The organism is Nocardioides panzhihuensis (assembly GCF_013408335.1).
Classification (GTDB): Bacteria; Actinomycetota; Actinomycetes; order Propionibacteriales; family Nocardioidaceae; genus Nocardioides; species Nocardioides panzhihuensis.
Genome location: NZ_JACBZR010000001.1, coordinates 5,500,759 through 5,525,706, shown reverse-complemented (window position 1 = coordinate 5,525,706; position 24,948 = coordinate 5,500,759). Strand labels below are relative to the sequence as shown.

Sequence of the window (24,948 nt, the reverse complement as noted above, 5' to 3'; positions counted from 1 at the left end):
GCACCGTCATCGACGCCGTAGGAGACCTTCTCGGCCGCGACGTCGCTGAACCGCGCTTCCGCGGCCTCCGTCGCCCGCTTGACCTCGTCGTCGTCGACGACGACCGAGACCCGGACCTCGGAGGTCGAGATCATCTGGATGTTGACCCCGGCCTGCGCGATGGCGGAGAAGAAGTCGGCGATCTTCTTCGGCTGCGTACGCAGCCCGGCGCCGATCAGCGAGACCTTGCCCACCATCTCCTTGGCGTCGACGTCCTCGAAGCCGAGATCGTCGCGCGCCAGCTCCAGTGCCTTCTTGGCTCGCACGACGTCTTGGCGGGGCAGGGTGAAGGTGATGTCGGTCCGCCCGGCGCGGGCCGCCGCTGAATCCTGCACCACCATGTCGACGTTGATCCCGACGCCGGCGATGATCTCGAAGACCTTCGCGGCCGCGCCCACCTGGTCGGGGGCGTTGACCACGGTGATCTTCGCCTGGCTGCTGTCGTAGGCGATGGCGGCCACGATCGGCGCCTCCATGCCGGCGTCCGCACCGGCGTGGAGCTCGCCGTGCGGTGAGACCGCATCGATGCTGCCCTTGACCACGGTGCCGTTGAGGGTGGAGAACGAGGAGCGTACGTGGATCGGCAGGCTGTGACGCCGGGCGAACTCCACGGAACGCAGGTGGAGCACCTTGGCCCCGGAGGCGGCCAGCTCGAGCATCTCCTCGAAGGCGACCACGCTCAGCTTGCGTGCCGTCGGGACGATCCGCGGGTCGGCGGTGAAGACGCCGTCGACGTCGGTGTAGATCTCGCAGACGTCGGCGTTCAGCGCCACCGCCAGCGCGACGGCGGTGGTGTCGGTGCCGCCACGGCCCAGCGTGGTGATGTCCTTGGTGTCCTTGGAGACGCCCTGGAAGCCGGCCACGATCGCGATCGCGCCGTCGGCGATCGCCGCCTGGATCCGCTCCGGGGTGATGCTGAGGATCTTTGCGCGTCCGTGCTGCGCGTCGGTGATCAGACCGGCCTGCGACCCGGTGAACGACCGGGCCTCGTACGCCAGCCCGCGCTCGTTCGCGACGTCGTTGATCGCCATCGCGAGCAGGGCCATCGACTGCCGCTCGCCGGAGGTGAGCAGCATGTCGAACTCACGCGCGTGCGCGGTGGCGTCGGGCGAGACCTTGTTGGCCAGGTCGATCAGCTCATCGGTGGTATCGCCCATGGCGGAGACGGCCACGACAACGTCGTGGCCCTGCTCTTTGGTTGCGACGACCCGCTGAGCGACGCGCTTGATGCCTGCAGCGTCTGCGACCGAGCTGCCACCGTACTTCTGAACGACGATTCCCACGCCGGGAGAGTCTACGTTGCCGGTGCGGCCGTCTTCTCCAGCATCTCATCTGCGGCAGCCAGGTCCTCGTCCTCGCCGGTGAACGGCTCGGTGTCGAGACGGTCGTGAGCGACCACGGTGAGCAGCGCGTTGAGCACCGCCCCGGCCAGGTTTCCCCAGTTGTTGACGTAGCTGAACTGCCACCACCACAGCGCCTCGGCGACGTCGCCGAGCCGGTAGTGACGCAGGCCGTACTCCAGATCGGTCACCAGGCTGGCGACGTCGTCGGAGATCTGGCTGTCGACCACGTCGGGGCTGTAGGGGTCGAAGACGAAGCTGTAGGTGTCGATGTCGCCGAACATCTCGGCGAGCCCCATCCGGAGCTCGTCGACATCTGCCTCCATGCCCACGTCGGGCTGGAACTCCTCACGAGGCTCGAAGTCCTGCTGGGCGCCCAGCCGCGCGCCCGCCAGCAGGATCTGGCTCACCTCCAGCAGCAGCATCGGGACAGCGCTGCCACCGTCGCCGTCGGCAGCGATCGCGCGCACCGAGAGCAGAAAGCTCTCCACCGAGTCGGCGATGCTGGTGGCGAAGTCCTTGCCGGTCAAGTCGTTCGTCATGACGGCCCCCTTTCCCGAGGTCCCATTGAATCGTCAGGCTACCTCCGAAGTCGCGGCCTGACGAGGGCAAAGAGTCGGCTCTTATCAGGGCTTAAGGGTTCACTCGGCGGCTCTGCGCCCGGCGAACGCGCGCCCGAGAGTGACCTCGTCGGCGTACTCCAGATCGCCACCGACCGGAAGACCGCTGGCCAGGCGGGTCACCTTCAGGCCGAGCGGGCTCAGCTGACGGGTGAGGTACGTCGCCGTCGCCTCGCCCTCGAGGTTGGGATCCGTGGCGAGAATCACCTCGGTGATCCCCGGATCGTTCAGCCGCTGGACCAGCTCGCGGATGCGCAGCTGGTCGGGACCGATCCCGTCGATCGGACTGATCGCACCGCCGAGCACGTGGTAGCGCCCGCGGAACTCACGGGTGCGCTCGATCGCGACGACGTCCTTGTATTCCTCGACCACGCACAGCACGGACGGCTCGCGACGCGGGTCGCGACAGATCCGGCAGGTCTCCTCCTCGGAGACGTTGAAGCAGACCGAGCAGAACTTCACCTTCGCCTTGACCTCGTTGAGGATCGAGGCCAGCCGATGTACGTCAGCAGGATCAGCCTGGAGCAGATGGAAAGCGATCCGCTGGGCACTCTTCGGGCCTACGCCCGGCAGCCGTCCCAGCTCGTCGATGAGGTCTTGGACCACACCCTCGTACAACTTGGTTATCGCCTGTCTCTAGCTGTGCTTGACTCAGCAGTGTCTATTTCAGAAGCCGAGCTTGAACGGCGTCTCGCCACCGGGGCCACCGCCGAGGCCACCCGCGAGGGGGCCCATCGCCTCACCCGCGAGATCGTCGGCCTTGCTCTTCGCATCGCGGTAGGCGGCCACGATCACTGCACCGAGGTCCTCGAGGTCATCCGGGCTGCTGCCGTCGAACTCGCCCTGCTTGATCTCCACGCCGACCAGCTCGCCGGTGCCGGTGAGCTTGACGGTCACCGCACCGCCGGCGACGGTGCCGTCGACGATCGTCTCAGCGAGCTTCTCCTGGGCGTCGACGATCTGGCTCTGCAGGGCCTGAGCCTGCTGCATGATCGCGTTGAGGTCGAAGCCGCCTTCGCCGCCGAGGCCTTCGAGTGGGTTCGTCATCTGTGCCGTCCTAGTTGTGTGGGATCTCTTCGATCATCGTTGCACCCAGCTCCTGAGCGAGCAGCGCCTCGGCGCCCATCGCGGCCGGCCCGTCGTAGGCCTGGTCGTTGGGGTTCACCGCGGCGTCGGCCTCCGCGAGACGAGCCGCGGTGTCGTCGACGGGAGGCTCGTAGTCGGCCGTACGCGTCGGCCGGATGGCCTCCCGAGCCAACGCGATCGCTCCCGGGTCAGCCGGCTGCGTCGCGGACTGCTCCGGCGGCGGTGGCTGGTCCGGTGGCGGCGGCTCGGCGGCCCAGTCGGGCGGCGGCGCCTGCTCGTTCCAGGACGCCTCCTGGGGCTGCTGCGGCTGGGCGGGCTCACGAGGCTGGCTCGGCTGCGGCGGCGGAGCCTGGCGCTGCGGAGCGCTCTGGCCGCCACCCGCGACGATCGCCTCGATCTTCGGCTGGATGCCGATCACGTTGACCAGCGCCTGCCCGAGCACCGGCTCGTGACCACCGGTCGCGAACCGGTCACGCAGGCCCGGCGACGCGAACCCGATAGTGAGCACGCCGTCGCGGAAGTCGACCACCTGGGCGTTCTGACCCACGAGCGACCAGGTCGCTCGACGCAGGCCCTTGATCTGGGCGATCACGTCGTCCCACAGGCGCCGGATGTCCACGTTGCCCATGCCACCCGGCTGCGCGGGACCGGTGGTCGAGCCTGTCGGGGCGGCCCCCGCGGGAGCCTGAGTGTGCGGTTGCAGCTCCGCTGGCATGTCCGCGGCCGGTGCTGGCGCCGGCGCAGGCTCGCGATCGGGCTCGCGGGCGGGCTCCGAGGCGGGAGCGGGCTCAGGAGTCGGCTCAGGGGCCGGAGCAGCGTACGTCTGGGCGGGCTCGGGCTGCGAGGACGCCGAAGTGGCCGTCTCATGCCCGGGCGCACCGACGGACGGCTTGAGCACCGGCCGGTCCTGGGCAGGGGCGGCCGCCGCCAGAGGCGCGGTCACCGTCGGCGTACCGCTGATCTCGATCCGCCTCTCCAGGCGGTCCAGCCGGGCCGCGAGGCCGTCGGCACCGTCGGCCGCGGGGAGCAGCACCCGGGCACAGATCAGCTCGAGCAGAAGTCTGGGCGCGGTCGCACCGCGCATCTCGGTCAGACCGGTAGCGACCGCATCGGCCGCCCGCGACAGGTCGTGCGGCCCGAAGCGGCCCGCCTGGGCGACCAGCCGCTCGCCGCCGTCCTCGGAGACGTCGATGAGGCCGGTCGCGGGCGCGTCCGGGACCGCCTTGACGATCACCAGGTCACGCAGCCGTCGCAGCAGGTCCTCGGTGAACCGCCGCGGGTCCTGACCGGTCTCGATGATCTTGTCGATCACGCCGAAGACGGCAGCGCCGTCATGGGCCGCGAAGGCGTCGACGACCTCGTCCAGCAGCGCGTCCGGGGTGTAGCCGAGCAGCCCGGCGGCCAGCTCGTACGTCACTCCCTCGGGCCCCGAGCCACCGAGCAGCTGGTCCATGACCGAGAGGCTGTCTCGCATCGACCCGGCGCCCGCGCGCGCGACCAGTGGCAGCGCCGCCGGCTCGACGGCGATCCCCTCCATCTCGCACAGCGTCGCGATGTAGTCGGCGACCAGCTTGGGCGGGAAGAGGCGGAACGGATAGTGATGGGTTCGCGACCGGATCGTCGGGATGACCTTCTCCGGCTCGGTCGTCGCGAAGATGAACCGCAGGTGCTCCGGCGGCTCCTCGACGAGCTTGAGCAGCGCGTTGAAGCCCTGCGTCGAGACCATGTGGGCCTCGTCGATGATGTAGACCTTGTAGCGGCTCTTGACCGGCGCGAAGAACGCCTTCTCCCGCAGGTCACGGGCATCATCGACGCCACCGTGCGAGGCCGCGTCGATCTCGATCACGTCGATGCTTCCGGGCCCACCGCGCGCCAGGTCCCGGCACGAGTCGCACTCCCCGCACGGGTCCGCGATCGGCGCCTTCTCGCAGTTCAGCGCTCGGGCGAGGATCCGCGCCGAGGTCGTCTTGCCGCAGCCGCGTGGACCGGAGAAGAGGTACGCATGGTTGACCCGGTTGCCTGCCAGCGCATTGCGCAGCGGACCGGTGACGTGATCTTGGCCGATGACCTCGGCAAACGTCTCCGGCCGGTAGCGGCGATAGAGAGCAAGGGGTGCGTCCACCCCATGAACCCTAACGACCGTCACCGACAGTCGGTAGCCGCCGGGCGGCCGCGCAGCGGGCGAACCCTGCAAAGTGGACACTTTGGGCCATCGGTCCTGCGCCTACTGGGCCCATATCGACCACTTTCCGTCTGGTGCGAAAGATCTCGTCGAAAGGGAAAGAGGGCATGAAAAGGCCCCCCACGTACCCGACAGAGCTCGCTTATCCTTGCTGCCTTCCGGCCCTGGGGAGGTTCGACAAGATGTCGCCACATGGGGGGTTGTCGAAGAGTCTAGACGAGTCGCCGCGCGGATCCCAAAGCGGTGTACCGAGCTTGTCAGGGTCGCGACCCGCCACCTCCGCCGATTTCCCCCCGGCTCCCACAGCCGCGTAGGATCCCTCACGGATCTGTCGCCTAGTGGCCTATGGCGCACGGCTGGAATCCGTGTTGGGTGCAAGCCCTCGGGGGTTCGAATCCCCCCAGATCCGCCAGCAGGAAACCTAGGTTGACCTGCAAGAACGCCGGCCCGAAGCGCAAGCTCCGGACCGGCGTTCTGCATTCTCCGAGCGGCTCAGTCCAGGACGGCGTACGCCTCGACCTCGACGAGAACGTCGGGCTCGAAGAGGTAGTCCACGCCGATGGCCGACAGGGGCGGCAGGGGTTGCGGGATGCCAAGCTCGTCGACGACGCTCTCGAGACCGGCGACGAACGCGTCGTACTTGTCCGGGGTCCAGTTCGTGACGAAGAACCTGAGACGTACGACGTCGGCGAAGGTGGCGCCGGCCCCGGCCAGTCCGCGGGCGGTGTTGCGGAGGGCATGGGCGAGCTGGCCGGCGAGGTCGCCCGGAGCAACGCCACGCCCGAGCTCGTCCCGGGCGATCTGGCCGGCGACGTGGACGTGACGGGAGCCGGTCGCCACGGAGACGTGGTGATAGGGCACGGGCTGGAACATGCCGTCAGGGGTGAGCAGTTCAACGGGCACGATGAGATTCCTTTCGAGGGACAGGGTTTCTCATGTGTACTTGGTATCCAGAGGAAACTTCAACGAGACTAGGTGTCATGCCGGATACCAACCCTGGCCCGCTGCGCCTGACCGAGGAGCATCGCGAGCTCCTCGACCAGCTCCTCGACAAGTGGTCGCTCCAGGTGCTCGACACGCTGTGCGAGCGGCCGCGCCGTTTCAACGAACTGCGCCAGGCGATCCCGGCGGTGACCCAGAAGTCGCTGACCACAGCGCTGCGCCGCCTGGAGCGCAACGGCATGGTCGAACGCGTCGTGCTGAGCACGCGCCCGATCGCGGTGGAGTACCGCATCACCCCGCTGGGCAGCACGCTGCAGGATCTCATCGACCAGCTCTACCAATGGTCGGCCTCGACGCTCCCGGAGGTCGAAGCAGCGCGCGAAGCCTTCGACAGCGAGCGGTGACGAGCTACATCGAGCCCTTGCGCCGCGAGAACATCGGTCGCAGAACCAGCCCGAGACCGAGCGCGCCACCGCCGACGATGCCCCACCAGATCGCGTTGTCGCGGATGGCTGCGAGCGGGTCGACCTTCTCCCGAGCCATCGGCGCCTGCTCGATCTCCGGCGCCGTGGCGGCTTCCTCGACGGGCGGACGAGTGAGCGCGTCGTAGGCGTTCACCACGCCGGCGCCCCAGTAGCGCCCGCCCTGGCCCTCACGACCTGACGTGGTGCTGTAGAGCCGGTCGATGACCTGGTCCGCGCTCCAGCCCGGGTTGGTCGACCAGATCAGCGCGAGCACGGCGGAGACCTCGGCTGCGGCGAAGGACGTCGTGATCGAGTCGACCCAGCACGGTTGACCGAACAGCGTCGTCGACGGAGCACCGTACGTCGGGGCCGTGACATCCGTCCTGGAGTTCGGCAGCACCTTGAAGTCAGGGTCGGAGGCCCACGTGCCGGAGGCGCTGACCGTCACGATCGAGTCGTTGGCGTTGGGGAACGCCTTGGAGGCGATGTCCAGAGGGTCCGAGTCGGTGGTGACCTCGGACCAGTCCGAGGCCATCACCACGATGGCCCCCTTCTTGATGAGCGCGTCGACGGCAGCGTCTAGGCCTGGCGCCTGCTGGGTCGCGGGCAGACCGATGTCGACGATCAGCCCCTTCGCATTGCCCTTGGCCAGCGAGCCGAGCTCGGCCACCATCTTCTTGGCCTCGATCGTCGACTTCTCCTGACCGACCTTGAGGACCGGATGGTCGCTGAGCCTCGCCTTGGGCGCGATCTGGGAGATCAGGCCCGCCGCCACGGTGCCGTGGTACTCCTGCGCGTTGCGACCGAAACCGGAGTCGACCACCGCGATGCGGATCCCCTGACCCTGCTTGCTCACCTTCTGAGCCTCGGCGATCCGCATGATCGCGAACGGGGCGACCTGCTCCGGCACCGGCGCGGTCCGGGTATCCGCCTTCTGCGGGGCGCCCCCACCGGTGTTCGTCGCATAGGCCGAGCACTCTGCCCGCTCCTCCGCTGCGTACGCCGGGCCCGGGCTGCCCAGCAGAGTCAACCCGCTCGCGACGGCGGCGAGGGCGACCCCGCGACGTACGAGCGTCACTGGGCCACGCACTGGTCCACCTTGACCTCATCGCTGTTTGGCGGGCAGAGCGCCAGCTCAGTGGAGAGCGCAGCGCCGCTGGGGAGCAGTTGCAGCCACGTGCCCGGGACGATCGGACCGGAGTCGAAGCTCAGGCCGAGCCGGTCGACAGTGAGCGGACCGTCCAACGTGTTGGCGGTGCCACGGGCATCGATCAGATAGGGGGTGGCGCTCTTCTTGTCGAGGTCTTCGTCGTTGGCGGCATAGACGAAAGCACCCTTTCCGGGATCGACCCTCGCCTCGGTGAGGCTGTCCGCCCCGGGCGGGCTCGCCGGCCACGCCTTCTCACCTGGTTCGATGCCGAGCCGCACCGTCGTAGCGGCTCCGGTCTCGAGCCGAGCACAAGCAGCTCCTGTCGCTGGGTCGACTGTCGACCTCGGCCAGAAAGTGGACGCTTCCAGACGCTCACCGTCGATGTTCGGCTGCGAGTCCAACTGCTGCAGGTTGACCTTGTCACCGAAGGCGATGTCGTAGACCTCGCTGGCGAAGTCCTCGAGTCGGATCCAACCGGTCTCAGTCATCAGATAGTCCTTGGCCAGGTAATTACCCTTCGTACCGATCGGGTAGTCCTCACCCTCGACAGCCTGCCCCGCCTTGGCGAAGGCGCTCCCGAAGGAACCGCCGCTGAGGGTGCCGCCCACCGGGAAGAGGTTCACCCAGGACTGAGGCACTCTCGGGGTCGAGATCGGCCCCGTGAAGATACGGTCTGCGTACGTCTCGGCGTCGCCTTCGATCTTGTAGCTGTACGCCTGCGTGCCGCCGTCGACGTCCGTGCTTTCCGCGACGAGATAGGTGCCTTCTGCGGTCTGCACCAAGAAGCCGGATTGAGCGGCCTGACGCACGTCAGGTTTGGCTGAGATGTTCAGGAATGTGCCTGCATCGTCAGCCGTGCACGCGGTCCAACCGGTGTTGATGAAGTCGGACGTCAGCGGCAGCTCCTCCGGAACGTTGGGCCCGCCGAGGCCGATCGTGCCCTTGGGGAACTCCTTGTCGATCTCCTCCTGGTCGATGACCTTGGACTTCTCCTCCAGGTCGAGACCGAGGATGAGCTGGGCGCTGGCGAGGTTGACGACCGGGTACAGCTCCCTGTCGTTCTCGGGGCCGGTGACGACGTACCGCGCCCCGCCCTTGGTCACGATCAGACCGGGCTGGTCTGCCCAGCCCGTCGCTGGCCGGGGAGCGAGGAAGTGGGCGACGGCACCGCCGGCGATGAGCAGCACCGCGAGGATGACTCCACCGAAGACCGAGCGACCCGGCCGGGCCGGCTCCACCTCGCGCCCGCCGGGGGCGCCGGAGAGGAACGCGGAGACCAGCCGGCGCCGGCTGAAGGCATGCGCCTCTACGAGGTCCTTCTTGCTGGCCATCAGAAACCAGCCACCGCGGCGCCGAAGAGGCCCGAGGCGAGCACCATCAGCGGCAGCATCGCGAGCAGACAGATCGTCTCGGCGAGATCGGCCAGCCGGCCACGCCGGATGGACCCGACGTCAGGAACCAGCGTCAGCACCAGGAGTACGCCGCCCGCCGCCGCAAGCACGACGGCGGTCGTCGGCCGCCACGACTCGTGGTAGATCAGCAGCGCGGCCCCGATCGAGAGCAGGCCGGCGATCCCGGAGGAGAGACCGACGAGCACCTCGGAGCCGGTCCGGTACTGCCGAGTGCGCAGCATCAGCACCACGCATGCGGCCAGCGCCACCAGCGTGCCGGCGAGCCCGAGCTGAACCACGAACGGCGTGGTCAGCACGACCAGGACGCCGACGGAGAGAGCGATCGCGACCAGGATCTCGTGGGCGACCTTGGCGTCGACCCGGACCTGATCCTTTCTGATCTCGTCGGGGTCGAGGTTGATGTCCTCGTCGGAGTAGAGCTGGGGGACGTCGGTCTTGGTAGTGCTCAGCGCGAGCCACGGGAAGAAGCTGCCGGTCAGCACCACGACGACCAGGACGATCCCGAGCACGACGCCGGCGCTCCATCCGGTCGCGCTCAGCAGCAGGCCGGCCACCAGAAAGACGCCACCGACGAGCGCACCCGGCATCGCCAGGATCCGGGCGTCGCCCAGGCCGAGGAAGCCGATCGCGGAGGCGAGCATCGCGCCCGCACCCGCGAGGGCGAGCGGCATCCCGACGCCTCCGTCGGTCCCGAGCGAGGCGGAGCCGATCAGGAAGCCGGCGACCGCACCGTAGATCTCGCCGATCCACACCGCGGCGATCGCGGCGTCGTTCTCCGCCTCGAGCCGGGAGAGCACGATCGCGCCTCCGGCGAGGATGGTGCCGATCACGGCGGCCGCGACACCGGCGAGCATCGACGGCGACTGGGTCCACAGCGCCCCGGCACCGAGGAGCAGCAGCATCGCGGCAGCCAGCAGCGACGTACGCCTGCCTGCCTCCGGCTTCCACGGAGCCATCTCGCTCTCGACGACGTCGGTCATCGCTTCGACCACGTCGTCGTAGACCCGCGGCGGCTTGTCGTCGATCCCGGCGCTCACGGTGAGGACACCGCCGTCCTCGACACCCTGAGGGATCAGTCCGAGGTCACCGGTCAGCTTGCGACCGTCGGCCAGCACGACGCGGTAGCCGGCGTAAGCCGTCTGCGGGTCGAGCAACCCGACGCTTCGCGCGAGCTCGGGGACGAGCTCTGCGACCGGCACCGAGCCCGGCAGCACCAGATCCATCCGACGGGTGCCGGAGGCGACAGTGACCCGTACCAACCCCGTGGGCGCCACCTGCGCCTGCGTCATTTCACGAACTCCTCGCGTCGTGCCTGTACCCGGGACGAACCGACCGAATGTCCCGAGAGCTAGGGCTACATCGCGCCCGCTGAGTCAGACAGCGAGCATCAGCGCTGACTTTGCCATAAAACCAGCTACGAGGGGACCGGTGCCTGCACCGGTCCCCTCGTGTTTGTCTGTGTGCTGAAGAATTCAGCCGCCGAAGCCGGCCGCGCCGCGCTGGTCAGCGCGGTGCATGTCGGCGTTGGCCTCGTTGACGAACTTGCTGCCCCGGTCGAGCGCCATGGCGAGCTCGCGGATGCTCTGGTTCCACTTGGCCTGCGCCTGGTTGTAGGCGTTGGCCGCCTCACCGGTGAAGTTCTCCTGAAGACCGAGGATGTGCCTCTCGAGCTCGTCGAGCTCGCGGTCCATGTCAGCCACACCCTTCATCAGGATGTCGGTGATGGCGCCCATCTTCCCGTGGTTGACGATAATCTCTTCGCCCATGTCAGTTCCTTCCAGTCCTGTGCTTGAAATGCGGCCTGACCGGGTGGTCAGCCACCCATCTTGAACGAGATGCTGTCCATGCTGGAGGTGACGGAGCTGGACTGCCCGGCAACATCCTCGTCGGCCTGGCTACCGACCTTGCGGGCGTTCTCGAGGCCCCTGGTGAGCTCGTCGAGCGCGTTGGTGATCTCGCGCGACTTCTCGTTGTAGGTGTTCATCAGCTGCTGGAACGAGGTGCCGCCGGCGCCCTTCCAGCCCGATGCACCCTCACCCTGGGCCTCGGAGACGGTGCGGCTGTTGGCGCTCTGCAGCTTGGCCTTCGTCTCGTTGATGAAGCCGACGGCGGTGTTGATCGCCTGACCTTGCTTGATCTCACTGCTCATGGTGCTGTCCTTCCACCGGCGGAACCGGTCTTCCTAGGTTGATACCTGATGGAGCCCGGCTCCCGATGGGCTCCCCCGAGGTCCGGACACTGTGTTCATACCCCGACTCCGGAGTTCTAAACAGAAAACTCTGAACTTTTTTGCGGCCGTGCCGTCTAACCGCGGAACCCCGACTCCCACAGGTGCCGGAAGAACCCGGAGGAGACCACGAACGAAGCGATCACGGCTGCCCCGCACAGCGACTCCGCCCAGTCTGCCCGGGCCGCCCACTTCGCCGAGCGCCAGCCCCGGCCGGTCGCGATCGCCGCGACGATCACCGCAAGACCGATCAGCACGACGCCCAAACCGAGCCAGGAGACCAGCTCCGGGTCCGACCACCCTACGAGGGCATGGACTCCGACCACCAGCGAAATGAGCCCCGCGACCCGCAGCACGCCACGAGGCAGCCAGTAGCGATAGCTGCGCGCCGAGAGCAGGATCACGAAGGCGCCCGCCAGCATGATCACCCAGGCGCCGACCCGGTCCACGTCGGCGGTGGCGGTCGCGACCAGTCCCGGCCCGCTCACCGCCACCACTGCGAGGATCGCCCACGAGGCTGCTGCCAGCGTCCGGGTGCCGCGCTCGGCGACCTGGGTGACCTCGCCGAACGGGACGGTCGCCGTGCTCGAGGTGGTCTTGGCCCGCGCCGACCAGGCGGTCACCGACAGCTTGGAGACATCGAGGAGATAGGAGTCGGGCACATCCACGGCGTACGAGGGCACGATCCGCGCCGCGAGCGCCGCGGCAGCGAAGAGGATGGACCACGGCACCTGCGGTGAGGTGCCGAGCAGCGCGCACAACGCGGTCACCACGAAGACCGCGACGCCGGTCAGGGTCCAGACCTTGAGCGCGGCATCGACGTCGCTCACGAGCGACCGCGAGATCGTCGCGACGATCGCGGCGCTCAGCCCGGCCACGCCGACGGCCATCGGCAGCGTCTCGGGCGTGGGGTCGATGGTGGTGACGAAGGCAGCACCGGCGGCGAAGGCGGGGGCGACGATCGCCCGGCGCGCTGCGTACGGCCCGGCGGGGAGGATGCCGACCAGTGCGCCGAGCGCGAGCAGGGCGGCGGTGGCCGTCTGCTGCCAGCCGTCGGCCTGGGCACCGAACCCGGCGGCGGCAACAGCCAGCAGGGTGGCCAGGCCGACCCAGTAGAACGAGAAGTCTCCGGCACGCCTCGGGGCGACCGTCTCCACGACCTCGGGCCGCGAGTAGGACTGCGTGGGCGGGGAGTCGGCCGCCAGCAGGGCACCCGAGGTGATGCCGCGTGAGGCGAGCGAGGCGTCCGGGACGAGCACGACTCCACGCCGGTCGCGCAGCACCGGCGGAGCGGGAAGACCGACCGCGGTGGCGTACTCCCTGGCCAGGTCCGAGGCGTGCGCGTCGGAGGGGACGACGATGTCGACCACACCGGCGGTGCCGTGGACCGTGACCGCCAGACCGCCTGCTGCGAGCGCCGGCTCAACGGCATCGGCCGTCTGAGTGGGCATGACACCTCCCGGATGCGTGAAGACCCTGTGACAGAGTTCCACATCGGAAGCTCCACCGCCCGTTTTACCCGACCGGCACGGTTAAAGGTAGTGGCCGGGGTGTGGGCACTCTAAGATCCAGACCACCTGCGGCATCCGGGCCCGCGGGCCGCTGAACCACTCCCAGGGGGACATGTGACTATCGCTGCGACAGCCGGCGGTACCCGCACCGAAGAGCCAGAGGTCCCCGAGGGGGAGCTCGCGCTCAATCCTCCGCCGGCTATCGAAGAGGGCGAGGGCGTCGGCGGCATCCTGATGAACGCCATCCCCATGCTCGGTGGTCTCGGGTCGATCGTGCTCATCGCGACGATGCAGTCGGGCGCGGGCGGTTCCCCGCCGATCCAGCGTTACATCGCCGCCGGCATGTTCCTGTTCGCGACCCTCGGCTTCATCTTCGTGCAGATCGACCGCCAGCGGAAGCAGAAGCAGAAGCAGGTCGGCGGGCAGCGTACGGACTACCTGCGCTATCTGGCCGGCGTCCGACAGTCGGCGCGCAAGGCCGGCGAGCAGCAGCGCAAGGCGCTGACCTGGCACTACCCCGCACCGTCCTCGTTGCCCGCGATCGCCGAGGAGCGCAGCCGGCTGTGGGAGCGGTCGAACACCCACAAGCGCTATCTCGACGTCCGCTACGGCGTCGCGCACCAGCCCCTGGCCCTGACCCTGGTGCCGCCCCAGCAGACCCCGATCGACCAGGTCGACCCAGCCTCGGCGAGCGCGCTGCACCGGCTGCTGACGGTCCACCGGATCCAGCCCGATCTGCCCGCGGCGACCAACCTGCGCGGGTTCGACAAGATGGAGATCTGCGGCAACGAGGACCAGGCCCGGGCGCTCGCCCGCGCCCTGATCTGCGGGATGACGGCCTTCCACTCACCGGAGCAGCTGATCGTCGCCGTGCTCACCTCCGAGCGCAACCTCGCCGAGTGGGACTGGGTCAAGTGGCTCCCGCACGCGCAGAGCGGCCGTGAGGTCGACGCTGTGGGACCCCGCCGCATGGTGGTCACCAACATCAACGATCTCGGCGCCCTGCTTCCGACCGAGGTCGGCGAGCGCGCCCGCTGGGGCACCGACGACCGGATCCCTGTTCCGCAGGTCGTGGTCATCGTCGACGGTGGATCCGTCCCACCGGGCAACCACGTGCTCCCCGACGACGGCATCCAGGGCGTCACCGTCATCGACCTGCCGACCCACTGGGACGAGCTCTTCGACTCCAGCCGGGTGCGGTTCCTGATCGACGACGAGGAGCCCGACGAGAACAACACCGTCCCCGGCTACCAGGTGCGCGTACGCATGGACCCGGTCCGGCTGCGGGTGGACCAGATGACCATGGCCGACGCCGAGGCCTACTCCCGCCGTCTCACCGCGCTCTACACCGTGGCGCCGGAAGGCTCCGACGCCGCCGCGGAGACCCCGCAGGACACCGAGATCGCGGCGCCGAAGGACTACATGGCGCTGCTCGGTCTGGGGGACGTACGCTCCTTCGACCCCGACGTCGCCTGGCGTCCCCGCGCCAACCGTGACCGCCTGCGCGTGCCGGTCGGTGTCGGCGACGCCGGCCAGCAGATCTACATGGACATCAAGGAGTCGGCCCAGCAGGGTATGGGGCCGCACGGCCTCGTCATCGGTGCGACCGGTTCCGGTAAGTCGGAGTTCCTCCGCACCCTCGTCCTCGGTCTGGTGCTCACCCACCCGCCCGAGGTGCTCAACCTGGTGCTGGTCGACTTCAAGGGTGGCGCGACGTTCGCCGGCATGGCCGGCATGCCGCACGTCTCCGCAGTGATCACCAACCTCGAGGGCGAGCTCACCCTCGTCGACCGTATGCAGGACGCGCTCTCCGGCGAGATGACCCGCCGCCAGGAACTGCTGCGCGAGGCCGGCAACTTCTCCTCGCTGAAGGACTACGAGAAGGCCCGTACGCAGGATCCCACGATGGATCCGCTGCCGTCGCTGTTCATCGTGGTCGACGAGTTCTCCGAGATGCTCTCGGCCAAGCCCGAGTTCATCGACCTGTTCGTCGCGATCGGCCGACTGGGCCGATCCCTCGGCATCCACCTGCTGCTCGCCTCGCAGCGCCTCGAGGAGGGCCGCCTCCGCGGCCTCGACTCGCACCTCTCCTACCGCGTCGGCCTGCGTACGTTCTCCGCGCAGGAGTCGCGGACCGTGCTCGGTGTGCCGGACGCCTACGAGCTCCCGGCCATCCCCGGGCTCGGCTACCTGAAGCCTGATCCGACCAACATGCAGCGGTTCCGAGCGGCGTACGTCTCCGGGCCGCCGGCCGCGGGGTCGCGGATCCGCCGCGACGAGGGCGGCAAGCTGCAGGGCATCTTCCCGTTCTCGATCGCCGAGGTGAAGCAGCTGGCGATGCCGGCCGAGGAGGAGGAAGAGCGCCCGGCCGCCCCGGTCGTGGGAGCGGACGGCGTCGAGAAGTCGATGCTCGACATCGCCGTCGACCGGATGGCCGGCCACGGCAACCCGGCCCACCAGGTCTGGCTGCCGCCGCTCGACATCCCCGACACACTCGACACGCTGATGCCCGACCTGACCACCTCGCCCGAGCTCGGTCTGCACTCGCCGGCCTGGAAGCGGCTCGGCGGTCTGGTCGTGCCGCTCGGCATCGTCGACAAGCCGCGCGAGCAGCTGCGCGACACGCTCACCCTCGACCTGCGCGGCGCCGCCGGTCACGTCGCGGTCATCGGTGCGCCGCGCACCGGCAAGTCCACGACGCTCCGCACCATCGTCGCCTCGATGTCGTTGACCATGACGCCCCAAGAGGTGCAGTTCTTCGTGCTCGACTTCGGTGGCGGCACGTTCGCGCCGCTGGCCAAGCTCCCGCACGTCTCCGGTGTCGGCACCCGTTCCGAGCCCGACGTCGTACGTCGAGTGCTGGCCGAGGTCTCCGGCATCATCGACCGACGTGAGGCCTACTTCCGGGCGCAGGGCATCGACTCGATCGAGACCTACCGCATCCGTCGTGCTCGCGGCCAGGCCGACGACGGCTGGGGCGACGTGTTCCTCGTCATCGACGGCTGGGGCACCCTGCGCGCCGACTTCGACGACCTCGAGTACGCCATCCAGGAGATCGCTCCGCGCGGCCTGACCTTCGGTGTCCACATCGTCGCGGCGGCCGGCCGCTGGGCCGAGTTCCGCTCGTCGATGCGCGACATCTTCGGCACCAAGCTCGAGCTGCGTCTGGGTGACCCGATGGACTCCGAGCTCGACCGCAAGATCGCCGCCCTGGTGCCGACCGGGCGCCCGGGTCGAGGCATCGTGAAGGAGAAGCTCCACTTCCTCAGCGCGCTGCCCCGGATGGACGGCGACGGCTCCCCGACGACGCTGGGCGACGGCGTCGACGACCTGATCTCCCGCGTCTCCGCTGCCTGGCAGGGGCCCGCCGGACCCAAGCTGCGGCTGCTGCCGGAGCGGATCGCGATCGAGCAGATCCGCGAGCAGGCCGGGGTCACCGAGGAGAAGCCCGGCAAGCGACTGCTGCTGGGCATCAACGAGAAGGAGCTGGCACCGGTCGGTCTCAACCCCGCCACCGAGCCTCACCTGCTCGTCTTCGGCGACGGCCAGTCCGGCAAGTCCTCGATGCTGCGCAGCATCGCCCGCGAGATCATGCGGACGCACACGCCCAAGGAGGCACAGATCGCGGTGGTCGACTACCGGCGGTCGCTGCTCGGCGAGATCCCCGAGGACTACCTGGTCGGCTACCTCACCTCGGCGACGCAGGCGAACCCGACACTGAACGACCTGGCGGCGTACCTGACCAAGCGGATCCCGGGTCCCGACGTCACGCCCGAGGAGCTGCGCAACCGGTCGTGGTGGTCGGGTGCGGAGCTGTTCGTGCTCGTCGACGACTACGACCTCGTCTCGACGCAGCAGGGCTCGCCCCTGGCTCCGTTGCAGCCGCTGATGGCCCAGGCCGGCGACGTCGGCCTGCACGTCATCCTCGCTCGCCGCTCGGGTGGCGCTTCGCGCTCCCTCTACGAGTCGGTCATCCAGTCCATGCGCGACCTGGCGATGCCCGGCCTGCTGCTCTCCGGCAACCCGGACGAGGGTCCGCTCGTCGGCAACCTGAAGCCGGTCCCGACCCTCCCGGGGCGTGGGCGCCTGGTGACCCGGGAACGCGGTATCGAGGTCATCCAGCTGGCCTGGAGCGAGTCGACGGTCTAGTCCCCAGCGACCGGACGAGAACGGCCCGCGACCCGATCGGGTCGCGGGCCGTTGCTCTAGAGAGTCCCGGTGCCGTTGTTGTTGGATACGTTGCGCAACGGCGGGTGGGTCTCGAACTCGTCTGCGGCGGGCATCTCCCACGTCTCGGCAGTGAACGTGTCCTTGCCCGAGATCAGGACCGACGCCTTGTTGAGATACTCGTAGTCCCCGTCGCCGGCGCGCAGCGGGTTGACCAGGTCGTCCTTGCCGTCACCGTTGACGTCGGCGACCGCAGGGATCTGAGACCCGCTGACAGCGTCGTCGTTCTTGACCGGGTCGTCGATGTCCCACGACGGCTCGGGGACGAGCTTCTTGCCCTCGGGGTCGTAGGAGTAGACGCGGATGGCCCACTTCTGGTCCACGATCTCCTGGGTGATCAGCTCGTCCTTCCCGTCACCGGTGACGTCGGCATAGTTCGACGGCCCGGCGACCCGATCACCGTCGGGCCCGGGCAGCTCGAGCTCGGTCTTGGTGAGCTTCGAGCCCTGGCTCATCAGCAGGACCGCAGCGGCCGGCGAGGCCTCTTTGGCGCCCATGATGAGGTCTGCTCGCTTGTCGCCGTCGAGGTCGCCGACCTCGAAGTTGATGTCGAACGTGGCGCCCTTCCAGGGACCGGTGTACCAGTCGGTGCTCTTGGCCCAGGTGTTGTCCGCCTTGCTCAGCATGACCGTCACGTGGAACTCGAGGTCCTCGAGCTTCGCCAGATCGGCGTCTTCCTTGGGCAGCTTGGTCCCGTTGCCGACCGAGATCATGCCGATGTCGTCGCGCCCGTCACCGTTGAAGTCGGCGCAGAACATGGCCAGGCGCTTGCCCGATGCCGGCACCTGGATGGCGCCGTCAGGCTGGTTCTTCGCATTGGAGTCGACGTTGAACGACGACCCGACGCCGGAGACCTGGACCACGTCGACCTTTCCGTCGGCGTCCAGGTCCCCGACCAGGTTGCCGAACTTGAGGCCTTCGGTGGTGCCGGCCTCGAACCCCTTGCCGGTGGAGGCGAAGAGGGTGGCGGCGTTGCCGTCCCAGTTGTAGTTGACGTCACCGAACGGCGCACCGAGCACCAGATCACCCAGCCGATCCCCGTCGATGTCGCCACGTACCGCCGGTTTGGGCTTCGCCGGCGTGTTCTCCGTGGTCGCGAGGGTGATCCCCAGCGCGGCGCCGCCCGCGACGACGACCGCCAACGCCGCCGCACCGGCGATCCACCACGTGGTCTTGGCGCGTTTGAGGGTGACGGTGGCTCCGGACGCGAAGCCCATCTGGCGCCCGGCCATCGCGGCGAACCGGTCACGGACGCGGACGGCCTCGTTCGTACGTTGGGCGGGATCCTTGGCGAGCAGACCACGCTCCCCGGAGAGCAGGTCGTTGGCCTGCAGGGTGAAGTCGTCGCGACCCGGCAAGGTCGGGATGGGCTGGGACCCATGAGCCATCGCGGTCTCGACGTCGTTCGCGCCGGTGAAGGGAACGGTCCCGGTGACGAGCTCGTAGAACAGGCAGCCGAGCGAGTAGAGGTCGCTGGCCGGAGTCGCCGGCGCACCCATCGCGCGCTCGGGCGCCAGATAGTTCCAGGCACCGGAGTGGATCCCGGGCCGGGCCGTCGCGGAGTCATCGGCGCGCGCCGCAGCGAAGTCGGACAGGTAGGCGAACGGCGGACTGTTGCCGTCGCGCAGCAGGATGTTCGACGGTTTCACGTCGCCGTGCACGACGCCGACCTCGGGCGAGTGGATCGCGGCCAGACCATCCGCGATCTGAGCGCAGATGTCGGCGGCCAGCGGGCCGGGGAGACGGCCACGAGCCTTGAGCAGCGAGCCGAGGTCACCTCCGTCGGCGAACTGGGAGACGAGGTAGGGAGCGCCGTCGTTGGTTCGGCCGTTGGTGTAGACGCCCATGATGTGCGGAGAGTCCAGCTTGGCCATCAGTGTGGCCTGCTTGTCGAACCGAGACACGAACTCGGGGTCGCGTGCGCCCCGCCCGAGGAGCACCTTGATGGCGACCGCTCGGTTGAGCCGGGTGTCGGTGGCCCTGTAGACGACCGCCATCTCGTTGGACGCCACCTGCTGCTCGAGCCGGTAGGGGCCGATCATGCCGGGAGCGTCTGCTTGTTGTAGCACGGTCGCCTGCTCCTGCGCCGGGGTCGGCACGGGCGGTGGCGGGGGCGGCGGAGGTGGCGTGGACTGAGCCGGCGGCTGTGTCGGAGGAGGAGGCGGTGGGGTCGAACGAGGCGGTGGTGGCGGCGTACCGGCAGGTCCGCCGGGCCGAACGGTCCGCGGCCTGATCGTGGTCTTGTCGGGGTCGTCGACCGGCGGCCGCTCGAACGACGGCTGCGGCTCGCGAGGGGTGTTGTCAGGGGTTCCGGTGGAATCGCTCATCCGAGGGTTCCTCCCATCAGGTTGTAGCGACGCACATCGTCGGGCGACTTCTTCCACGTCGCCATCGTGTGACCGGGGAACGTCCCGGTCTTCGAGGCCAGAGCGACGTAGAAGGCATAGGGGCTGTCGCTGCTGTCCTGCGAGACGGCGACGATGTCGGTCCGTCCGTCACCGTTGACGTCGGCAACGGTGAGGGGATACCTGCTGGTGGTCTTGAGGGTGTTGCGGGGCTTGGGCAGCTTCCCTCGGGTGGCGACCGAGAATTGGGCCAGGTCCTCGCTGAACGTGCCGACGGTGATCGACTGGCCCTCACCACGACCGGATTCAGCGGCGACGACGTCGTCGCGACCGTCGCCGTTGACGTCACCGGTGAGGAACGAGCTGATCGACTGATGCTTGAACGAGAACGTCTTCGCGGCGGCGACCGTCGTCCCCTCTCCCTGATAGAGGTCCAGGTCCGACGCTCCAGAGGTGAGCGTCATGTCCTCCGGACTACCTTCGACTCGATTCAGGACCACCAGATCGGCCTTCTCGTCCCCGGTGAACTCGCCGACCGCGACCTGCTCGACCGATGTGGCCGGGTAGGACGCGAAGAGCGTCGGTTCCGCGAACCCTGACCCGGTTCCTCGGTAGACCCATATCGTGCCGTCCCCGACCCTCCTCCCCTGTCTGTCGAGGTCGGGGTTCGCGTTGCCGAAGTGCGTGGCCATGAACAGATCGGCGACACCGTCACCGTCGAAGTCGTCGGTGCCGAGGTCGTAGTAGAAGTTCGAGTTCTTCATCTTCTTGCCCTGCTCGACGACCCCCGCGGGAGCTTTGAGAGACCCCTCCAGATCACCGTCGAACTTGAAGCCCTTCTCACTCCGCACGAAGGTGACGAACGAGTTCTTCCCGTCGCCGGTGAAGTCATCGCAGAGCGGGAACACCTGGCCTCCGTCGTTGTCGGCCGGCAGCGCAGGGTCGTCGTACGTGACGGGCTTCGACGGGGTCAGGGCGCGTCCGTCCGACTTCCAGGTGACGACGTCGACGCCCTCGCCGTCAGGATTCTGGACATTGGTGATCACGTCCCCGAACTTGTCCCCGTTCACATCCGCGTACGCAGCCCCCTTGACGGTCGGCACGATGGGCTCGGGCCCGTGCTCGACCCAGGGCTGGGTGATCGCCAGTGCCCCACCGACGCCGAGGGCAGCCACGCCGACCATCGCCGCACCGACCCGGAGCGGAGTGATCTTGGACGGCCGCTGCGCCTCCTCGATCAGGATGGCCTCGCTCTCGGAGGGCGCCCGCACGGCGGCGACCGGAATCGGCGCCGGGTTGGGGTCGGTCATCGACGGGGCGGGCAGCAGCTGAGCGGGCGCGGTGATCTCGCGCAGGTTCAGCAGGTCGTCCTTGAAGGCTGTCGCGCTCTGGTAGCGGCTCCGTCGGTCCTTCGCCATCGACAGCTGGAGGATCCGGTTGGCCGCCTTGGTCCAGTCGTCGGAGCCGACGAACTGCGGGATCGGCGCGCTCTGGTGCGCCATCGCAACCTGCACGGCCGCACCCGAGTAGGGGATCTTGCCGGTCAGCGTGAACCACAGCATGCAGCCGGCCGCGTAGATGTCGCGGGACGGCTCGGGAGTGATCGGCCGGCCCTGCGCGTCACGCTCGTCGCGGATGTATTCGGGCGCCAGGTAGTTCCAGGTGCCGGTGATCCCTCCGGCAGGCGAATCGGAGGACGAGGTCGCGATCCCGAAGTCGCACAGGAGGACGAACGGGTCGAGAGGGCTCGCCGGGTTACGTACGAGCACGTTGGAGGGCTTGACGTCCTGGTGGATGATCCCCGCCTGGTGGGCGTCGTGAAGCGCCTCCGCCACCTGGGCGTTCACCAGGCAGGCCAGGTGCGGCGCCAACGGTCCGCTGCTGCGTACGAGTCCGGTCACATCACCGCCCTTGATGAACTGGGTGACGATGAACGGGCTGCCCTGATGCTCGCCGATGTCATAGATCGCGATGATGTGGGGCGACCTGATCTGCGCCAGGGTCTGCCCCTCGCGGATGAACATGTCGATGAACTGCCGGTCGGCGAGGTGGGCGTGCACCATCTTCAGCGCGACCCGGCGTTCGAGCTTGGTGTCGAACGCGTCGTAGACGACGCCCATTCCACCTTCGCCGAGGATGCGATCCAGTCGGTAGTGCCCGAACACAGCCCCGGGATGAAGCGTCGTCATGCCCGCACCCTATTCAGGGTCGAGGTGGCCAACCACCCCATACCCCGAAAGTCGTCTACTTCTTGGTCGGCGACCACTCCACGATGGTCGAGACGAGCGGCGCGATCTGGCCGGAACGAGGACGTACGCTGTCGACCTTCTTGTCGCTCACCGTCACCGTCGGGTTCATCACGATCGGCACCACGATCGAGTCCGTGACCAGCGTCTTCTCGATCTCGACGCGAACGTCGCGGGCCTCGTAGGGGTCGGCGGTGCGGGCCAGCTCGCTGATGAGCCGGTCGCGTTCGCGGTCGCCGCCGCCGGTGGCGTTCCGGCTGCCCTTGCTCCCCCACTGAGTCGCGATCTCCTCCGGGGTCTGCGGGATCGGGATGCGGATGAGGGCGGCGTCCCACTTGTTGCCGGACAGCAGCTTGTCGGCCGAGGACACACCGCAGTCGGTGGCGGACCAGCCGTCGTCGTCGACGACGTTCGCGATCGTGTCGTAGGCGCCCGAGGCGAACGGGCTCGACTTGTCGTAGGCGACACAGACCCGGGCACCGCCGGGGGCGGTCGCATCTGCGGAAGCCCCGAACTTCGTGGCGAACCCGGAGTCCTCGGTGGCGATCTGATAGCCCTCGCCACCCGGCGGGAAGAGCACGACATCGGTGGCCTCGTACGCCTCGGCCCACTCTCCCGCGCCGCCCTCGGCGATGTCGCCGCGAGGGACTGCCCGCAGGAAGGCCGTGCGGGTGTTCTTGCGTTTGAACAGGCCGCGGTCCGAGCGGAGGATCAACGCCCACATGGTGCCGTCGTTGGCGTTCGCGACGCCGTAGTCGCGGCGCTCGAGGTCACGCACCTGCTTTCGGTTGCCCTTGGTCGGGGCGACCTGGACGACGTCGACCTGCTCACCGAGGCTGTCCAAGGCATCGGCGCTCGCCGGGGCGAGGCGTACCTGCTCGTACGTCGGCCTGGCCTCACCCGCGTACTCCGGGTTGGCCTCCAGGTCGACCTCCTGCCCGCTCTCGCCGGCAGCGATCTTCGAGATCCGGTAGGGCCCGCTGGACAGCAGCGCCTCCTCGGACGCCTTGCCGTCCTCGGCGACGGTGAACGCGCTGTTCCACGCCTCCGCGATCTTGGTCAGCTTCGCGGTGTCCGACTCCTCGATCGCGGTCTCGACGACCTCCTTGGCCTCGATCGGGTCCTCGATCTTCAGCGCCTTCTGCCCGACGACGTGCGCCGGGACGGCTACGTCGAGAGCCGTACGCCAGTCGACCACCGGGACCACGAGCGGAACCTCGATGGCGCGCGCGCCCTCGTCGACCTCGGGGATGTAGGCGCTCTTGGTCAGCCCGGTCGGCACCGCGCCGAAGTCGACCCCGCCGTCCGGGCTTCCCTCCTTCGGAGTGCGGAAGTAGCCGGAGGTCGCCGCCCAGGCGAGCATGAGGTCGGCGGTGTCGATCGGCACTCCGTCGGACCAGCTGGGCTCGGCCAGGTCGTAGCGCACCCGGGCCTGCTCGCCGCCCTCCATCGTGACCTTGCCGAAGGTCTCGTCCATCTCGACGGTGTCGGTGACCAGGGTGCCGAAGGCTCCGCGGGTCAGCGAGGCGATGTCGAGGTTCCCGTCGGTCGGGTTCGCCTTGCTCGCCGGGTTGGTGCTCGTCAAGGACTCGGTCCACGCGACGGTGACCTCTGTGCCCTCCTCCACCGAGGCCGGCAGATCACCCGAGCATGCGGTTGCAACGAGCGCCAGACTGGCAATGGAAACGAGTCCTGCTCGACGACGTGCCTCAGAATGCACCTTGAAGTCCCCTCTCCGAGACAACGAACGCCCAGATCCTAACGAGCGCCCGCGGAGACCGGCTACCTACGTGCCGGTCTCCGCCGAACAGGTTGTCGTGACTTCAGCCGGCGGGGATCTCCACCTGCTCCTCGAACTCGGCGATCGTCTTGTCCGAACCGATCACCTTGGCGCCGTCGCGGGTGTATTCGATGAGGTACGTGTCCGCCTTCTCGTCGACCTGGAAGGCGATCCACCCGGTGTGCTCGCCGCCGTCGCGCCGCTGCACGTCTTCGAGCGGCGTACGCTTCGCGGCGGTCATCTCCTCGGTCATCAGGCGGGTGTCCGAGCTCTCGAAGTCCGCGCCCTTGTCCCAGGAGATCTCAAAGTTCCCTTCCGAGACCCGGCCGCCGTACTCCTTGCCGGGCTTGACCTTCACCTGGACCAGCACGACCTCGCCGCCGTCGGCGATCAGGTCGGCCTCCTCCGTCGACGGGAAGTCACGGACCGCGGAGATGATCTCGATCGTGTCGCCCATGTCGGGGTCCTTGAGCGTCTTCCCGATCTTCACCTCGGCCTCGTCGCCTACCGGCGCCGCAGAAGATGACGCGGACTCGGACGCCGACGCACTCGTCTCGGTCTCGACCGCAGCGTCGTCCTTGCTGTCGTCGGAGCCGCAGGCGGTCAACGTGAGTGCTAGGCCGAGGCTGAGGCCGCCGGCTGCCAGTCGAGCGGTCCGGACGGTGGTGCGAGTGCGCATGAAGAGTCCCTTCAACAAGTGGATGTTCCCGAGATCGAGAGGTATGCGTCACCTTGGCAAGCCGGCCCCGTGCGGGTCGATCTTTACTTCGGCGTGTCGCGGTGATGTCCGCAACATCGCCGTAGACGCCGTTCATGCCGACCTCTCCGGGCGGTAGCTAGGGTGTAGCCCTCGACCCTCGGGCTAGTGGAGCAAGCAAGGAAACCGGCGCTGTCGTCACGCTGCTGGTCGGCATCGCGATGCTGATCCTCCCGGCGTGGCTGACGATCCATCTCGTACGCCGCCAGCGACGGCTGGCCACCTGGACCCGAACGCAGGCGACCATCCGCCACACTCGGAAGACGAAGTACGACTCCTCGGCCACAACGGGCTCGGCCGCGACCGAGGCCGCCTTCCGCGCCCGCTACGAGTACCGCGACGCCACCGGCGTCCCGCACCGCGGCGAGGTCGAGCACCTTCCCGACCCGAAGGTCGGCGACATCGTCGAGGTCATGTACGCCCCCGACGACCCGAGCTCCAGCGACACCGTCTACGGCGGCTCGGTCGCCGGACGCATCGTCAACTACAGCGCCGTCTTCATCCTTCTCGGCGGAGGCGGCGTCTTCTTGATCCTCGCCTCCCTCGACCTGATCTCGCTCTAGCGATCAAGGGACGAGCGCCAAGCACACGCCAGACCCAACCATGCTCAAGGAGTCCAT

General features: G+C 68.4%; 18 protein-coding genes, 1 tRNA gene, 1 other RNA gene and 1 pseudogene. 4 read left to right on the top strand and 17 right to left on the bottom strand.

The window, feature by feature from the left end; genetic code table 11:
- Window positions 1-17: 17 nt before the first annotated feature.
- The 6 genes and pseudogenes from BJ988_RS26140 to ffs all read right to left on the bottom strand — a co-directional run.
- Window positions 18-1,322, bottom strand: a pseudogene (locus BJ988_RS26140) (aspartate kinase); the annotation flags it as partial.
- An 11-nt stretch (window positions 1,323-1,333) separates the two neighbouring features.
- Window positions 1,334-1,921, bottom strand: coding sequence for a DUF5063 domain-containing protein (locus tag BJ988_RS26135; protein WP_179660757.1), 588 nt, complete (start codon window positions 1,919-1,921; stop codon window positions 1,334-1,336).
- 99 nt (window positions 1,922-2,020) lie between these two features.
- The gene (gene recR, locus BJ988_RS26130) at window positions 2,021-2,617 is read right to left on the bottom strand and encodes a recombination mediator RecR (RefSeq protein ID WP_179660756.1); all 597 of its coding nucleotides are present in this window, start codon (window positions 2,615-2,617) and stop codon (window positions 2,021-2,023) included.
- Window positions 2,618-2,665: 48 nt separating this feature from the next.
- A complete protein-coding gene (locus BJ988_RS26125) occupies window positions 2,666-3,046 on the bottom strand; it encodes a YbaB/EbfC family nucleoid-associated protein (protein WP_179660755.1) in 381 nt (126 codons plus the stop codon).
- A 10-nt stretch (window positions 3,047-3,056) separates the two neighbouring features.
- Window positions 3,057-5,207, bottom strand: coding sequence for a DNA polymerase III subunit gamma and tau (locus tag BJ988_RS26120; protein WP_179660754.1), 2,151 nt, complete (start codon window positions 5,205-5,207; stop codon window positions 3,057-3,059).
- Window positions 5,208-5,378: 171 nt separating this feature from the next.
- Window positions 5,379-5,469, bottom strand: an RNA gene (gene ffs, locus BJ988_RS26115) — signal recognition particle sRNA small type.
- A 122-nt stretch (window positions 5,470-5,591) separates the two neighbouring features.
- Here ffs and BJ988_RS26110 point away from each other — a divergent pair.
- Window positions 5,592-5,679 (top strand) — tRNA-Ser (locus BJ988_RS26110).
- Between the two features lie 80 nt (window positions 5,680-5,759).
- Here the strand turns inward: BJ988_RS26110 and BJ988_RS26105 are convergent.
- Window positions 5,760-6,170, bottom strand: a complete 411-nt coding sequence (locus tag BJ988_RS26105) for a Rid family hydrolase (RefSeq protein WP_179660753.1) — start codon at window positions 6,168-6,170, stop codon at window positions 5,760-5,762.
- A gap of 77 nt (window positions 6,171-6,247) precedes the next feature.
- Between BJ988_RS26105 and BJ988_RS26100 the strand changes: the two genes are divergently transcribed.
- On the top strand, window positions 6,248-6,613 hold the full coding sequence (locus BJ988_RS26100; RefSeq protein WP_179660752.1) for a winged helix-turn-helix transcriptional regulator: 366 nt from the start codon (window positions 6,248-6,250) through the stop codon (window positions 6,611-6,613).
- A 4-nt stretch (window positions 6,614-6,617) separates the two neighbouring features.
- On the opposite strand, the gene BJ988_RS31475 is transcribed toward BJ988_RS26100, so the two are convergent.
- The 6 genes from BJ988_RS31475 to BJ988_RS26070 all read right to left on the bottom strand — a co-directional run bounded on the left by BJ988_RS31475 (window position 6,618) and on the right by BJ988_RS26070 (window position 12,913).
- The gene (locus tag BJ988_RS31475) at window positions 6,618-7,763 is read right to left on the bottom strand and encodes a S8 family serine peptidase (protein WP_179660751.1); all 1,146 of its coding nucleotides are present in this window, start codon (window positions 7,761-7,763) and stop codon (window positions 6,618-6,620) included.
- Window positions 7,748-9,154 (bottom strand): type VII secretion protein EccB, encoded by a 1,407-nt coding sequence (locus tag BJ988_RS26090; protein WP_179660750.1) that lies wholly within the window; start codon window positions 9,152-9,154, stop codon window positions 7,748-7,750. Before BJ988_RS26090 ends, BJ988_RS31475 begins: the two co-directional genes overlap by 16 nt.
- The gene (gene eccD, locus BJ988_RS26085) at window positions 9,154-10,524 is read right to left on the bottom strand and encodes a type VII secretion integral membrane protein EccD (protein WP_179660749.1); all 1,371 of its coding nucleotides are present in this window, start codon (window positions 10,522-10,524) and stop codon (window positions 9,154-9,156) included. The genes BJ988_RS26090 and eccD overlap by 1 nt, the downstream gene beginning before the upstream one ends.
- A 183-nt stretch (window positions 10,525-10,707) precedes the next feature.
- Window positions 10,708-11,001, bottom strand: a complete 294-nt coding sequence (locus tag BJ988_RS26080; protein ID WP_179660748.1) for a WXG100 family type VII secretion target — start codon at window positions 10,999-11,001, stop codon at window positions 10,708-10,710.
- A gap of 47 nt (window positions 11,002-11,048) precedes the next feature.
- Window positions 11,049-11,384, bottom strand: a complete 336-nt coding sequence (locus BJ988_RS26075) for a WXG100 family type VII secretion target (RefSeq protein ID WP_179660747.1) — start codon at window positions 11,382-11,384, stop codon at window positions 11,049-11,051.
- Window positions 11,385-11,539: 155 nt separating this feature from the next.
- Complete coding sequence (locus tag BJ988_RS26070) at window positions 11,540-12,913, bottom strand: ubiquitin family protein (protein WP_179660746.1); 1,374 nt, start codon at window positions 12,911-12,913, stop codon at window positions 11,540-11,542.
- Window positions 12,914-13,087: 174 nt separating this feature from the next.
- On the opposite strand from BJ988_RS26070, the gene eccCa reads away from it, so the two are divergent.
- Window positions 13,088-17,122, top strand: coding sequence for a type VII secretion protein EccCa (gene eccCa, locus BJ988_RS26065; RefSeq protein ID WP_179660745.1), 4,035 nt, complete (start codon window positions 13,088-13,090; stop codon window positions 17,120-17,122).
- Between the two features lie 56 nt (window positions 17,123-17,178).
- Here the strand turns inward: eccCa and BJ988_RS26060 are convergent, their stop codons facing one another.
- The 4 genes from BJ988_RS26060 to BJ988_RS26045 all read right to left on the bottom strand — a co-directional run bounded on the left by BJ988_RS26060 (window position 17,179) and on the right by BJ988_RS26045 (window position 24,250).
- Complete coding sequence (locus BJ988_RS26060) at window positions 17,179-19,242, bottom strand: protein kinase domain-containing protein (protein ID WP_179660744.1); 2,064 nt, start codon at window positions 19,240-19,242, stop codon at window positions 17,179-17,181.
- Window positions 19,243-19,523: 281 nt separating this feature from the next.
- The gene (locus BJ988_RS26055; protein WP_179660743.1) at window positions 19,524-21,734 is read right to left on the bottom strand and encodes a protein kinase domain-containing protein; all 2,211 of its coding nucleotides are present in this window, start codon (window positions 21,732-21,734) and stop codon (window positions 19,524-19,526) included.
- Window positions 21,735-21,789: 55 nt separating this feature from the next.
- On the bottom strand, window positions 21,790-23,376 hold the full coding sequence (locus tag BJ988_RS26050; RefSeq protein WP_179660742.1) for an ABC transporter substrate-binding protein: 1,587 nt from the start codon (window positions 23,374-23,376) through the stop codon (window positions 21,790-21,792).
- A gap of 238 nt (window positions 23,377-23,614) precedes the next feature.
- Window positions 23,615-24,250 (bottom strand): transcriptional regulator, encoded by a 636-nt coding sequence (locus tag BJ988_RS26045; RefSeq protein ID WP_246321580.1) that lies wholly within the window; start codon window positions 24,248-24,250, stop codon window positions 23,615-23,617.
- A gap of 239 nt (window positions 24,251-24,489) precedes the next feature.
- Here BJ988_RS26045 and BJ988_RS26040 point away from each other — a divergent pair, with 239 nt between their 5' ends.
- Entirely contained in the window at window positions 24,490-24,891 is a 402-nt protein-coding gene (locus tag BJ988_RS26040; RefSeq protein ID WP_179660740.1) for a DUF3592 domain-containing protein, read from the top strand.
- Window positions 24,892-24,948: the final 57 nt, after the last annotated feature.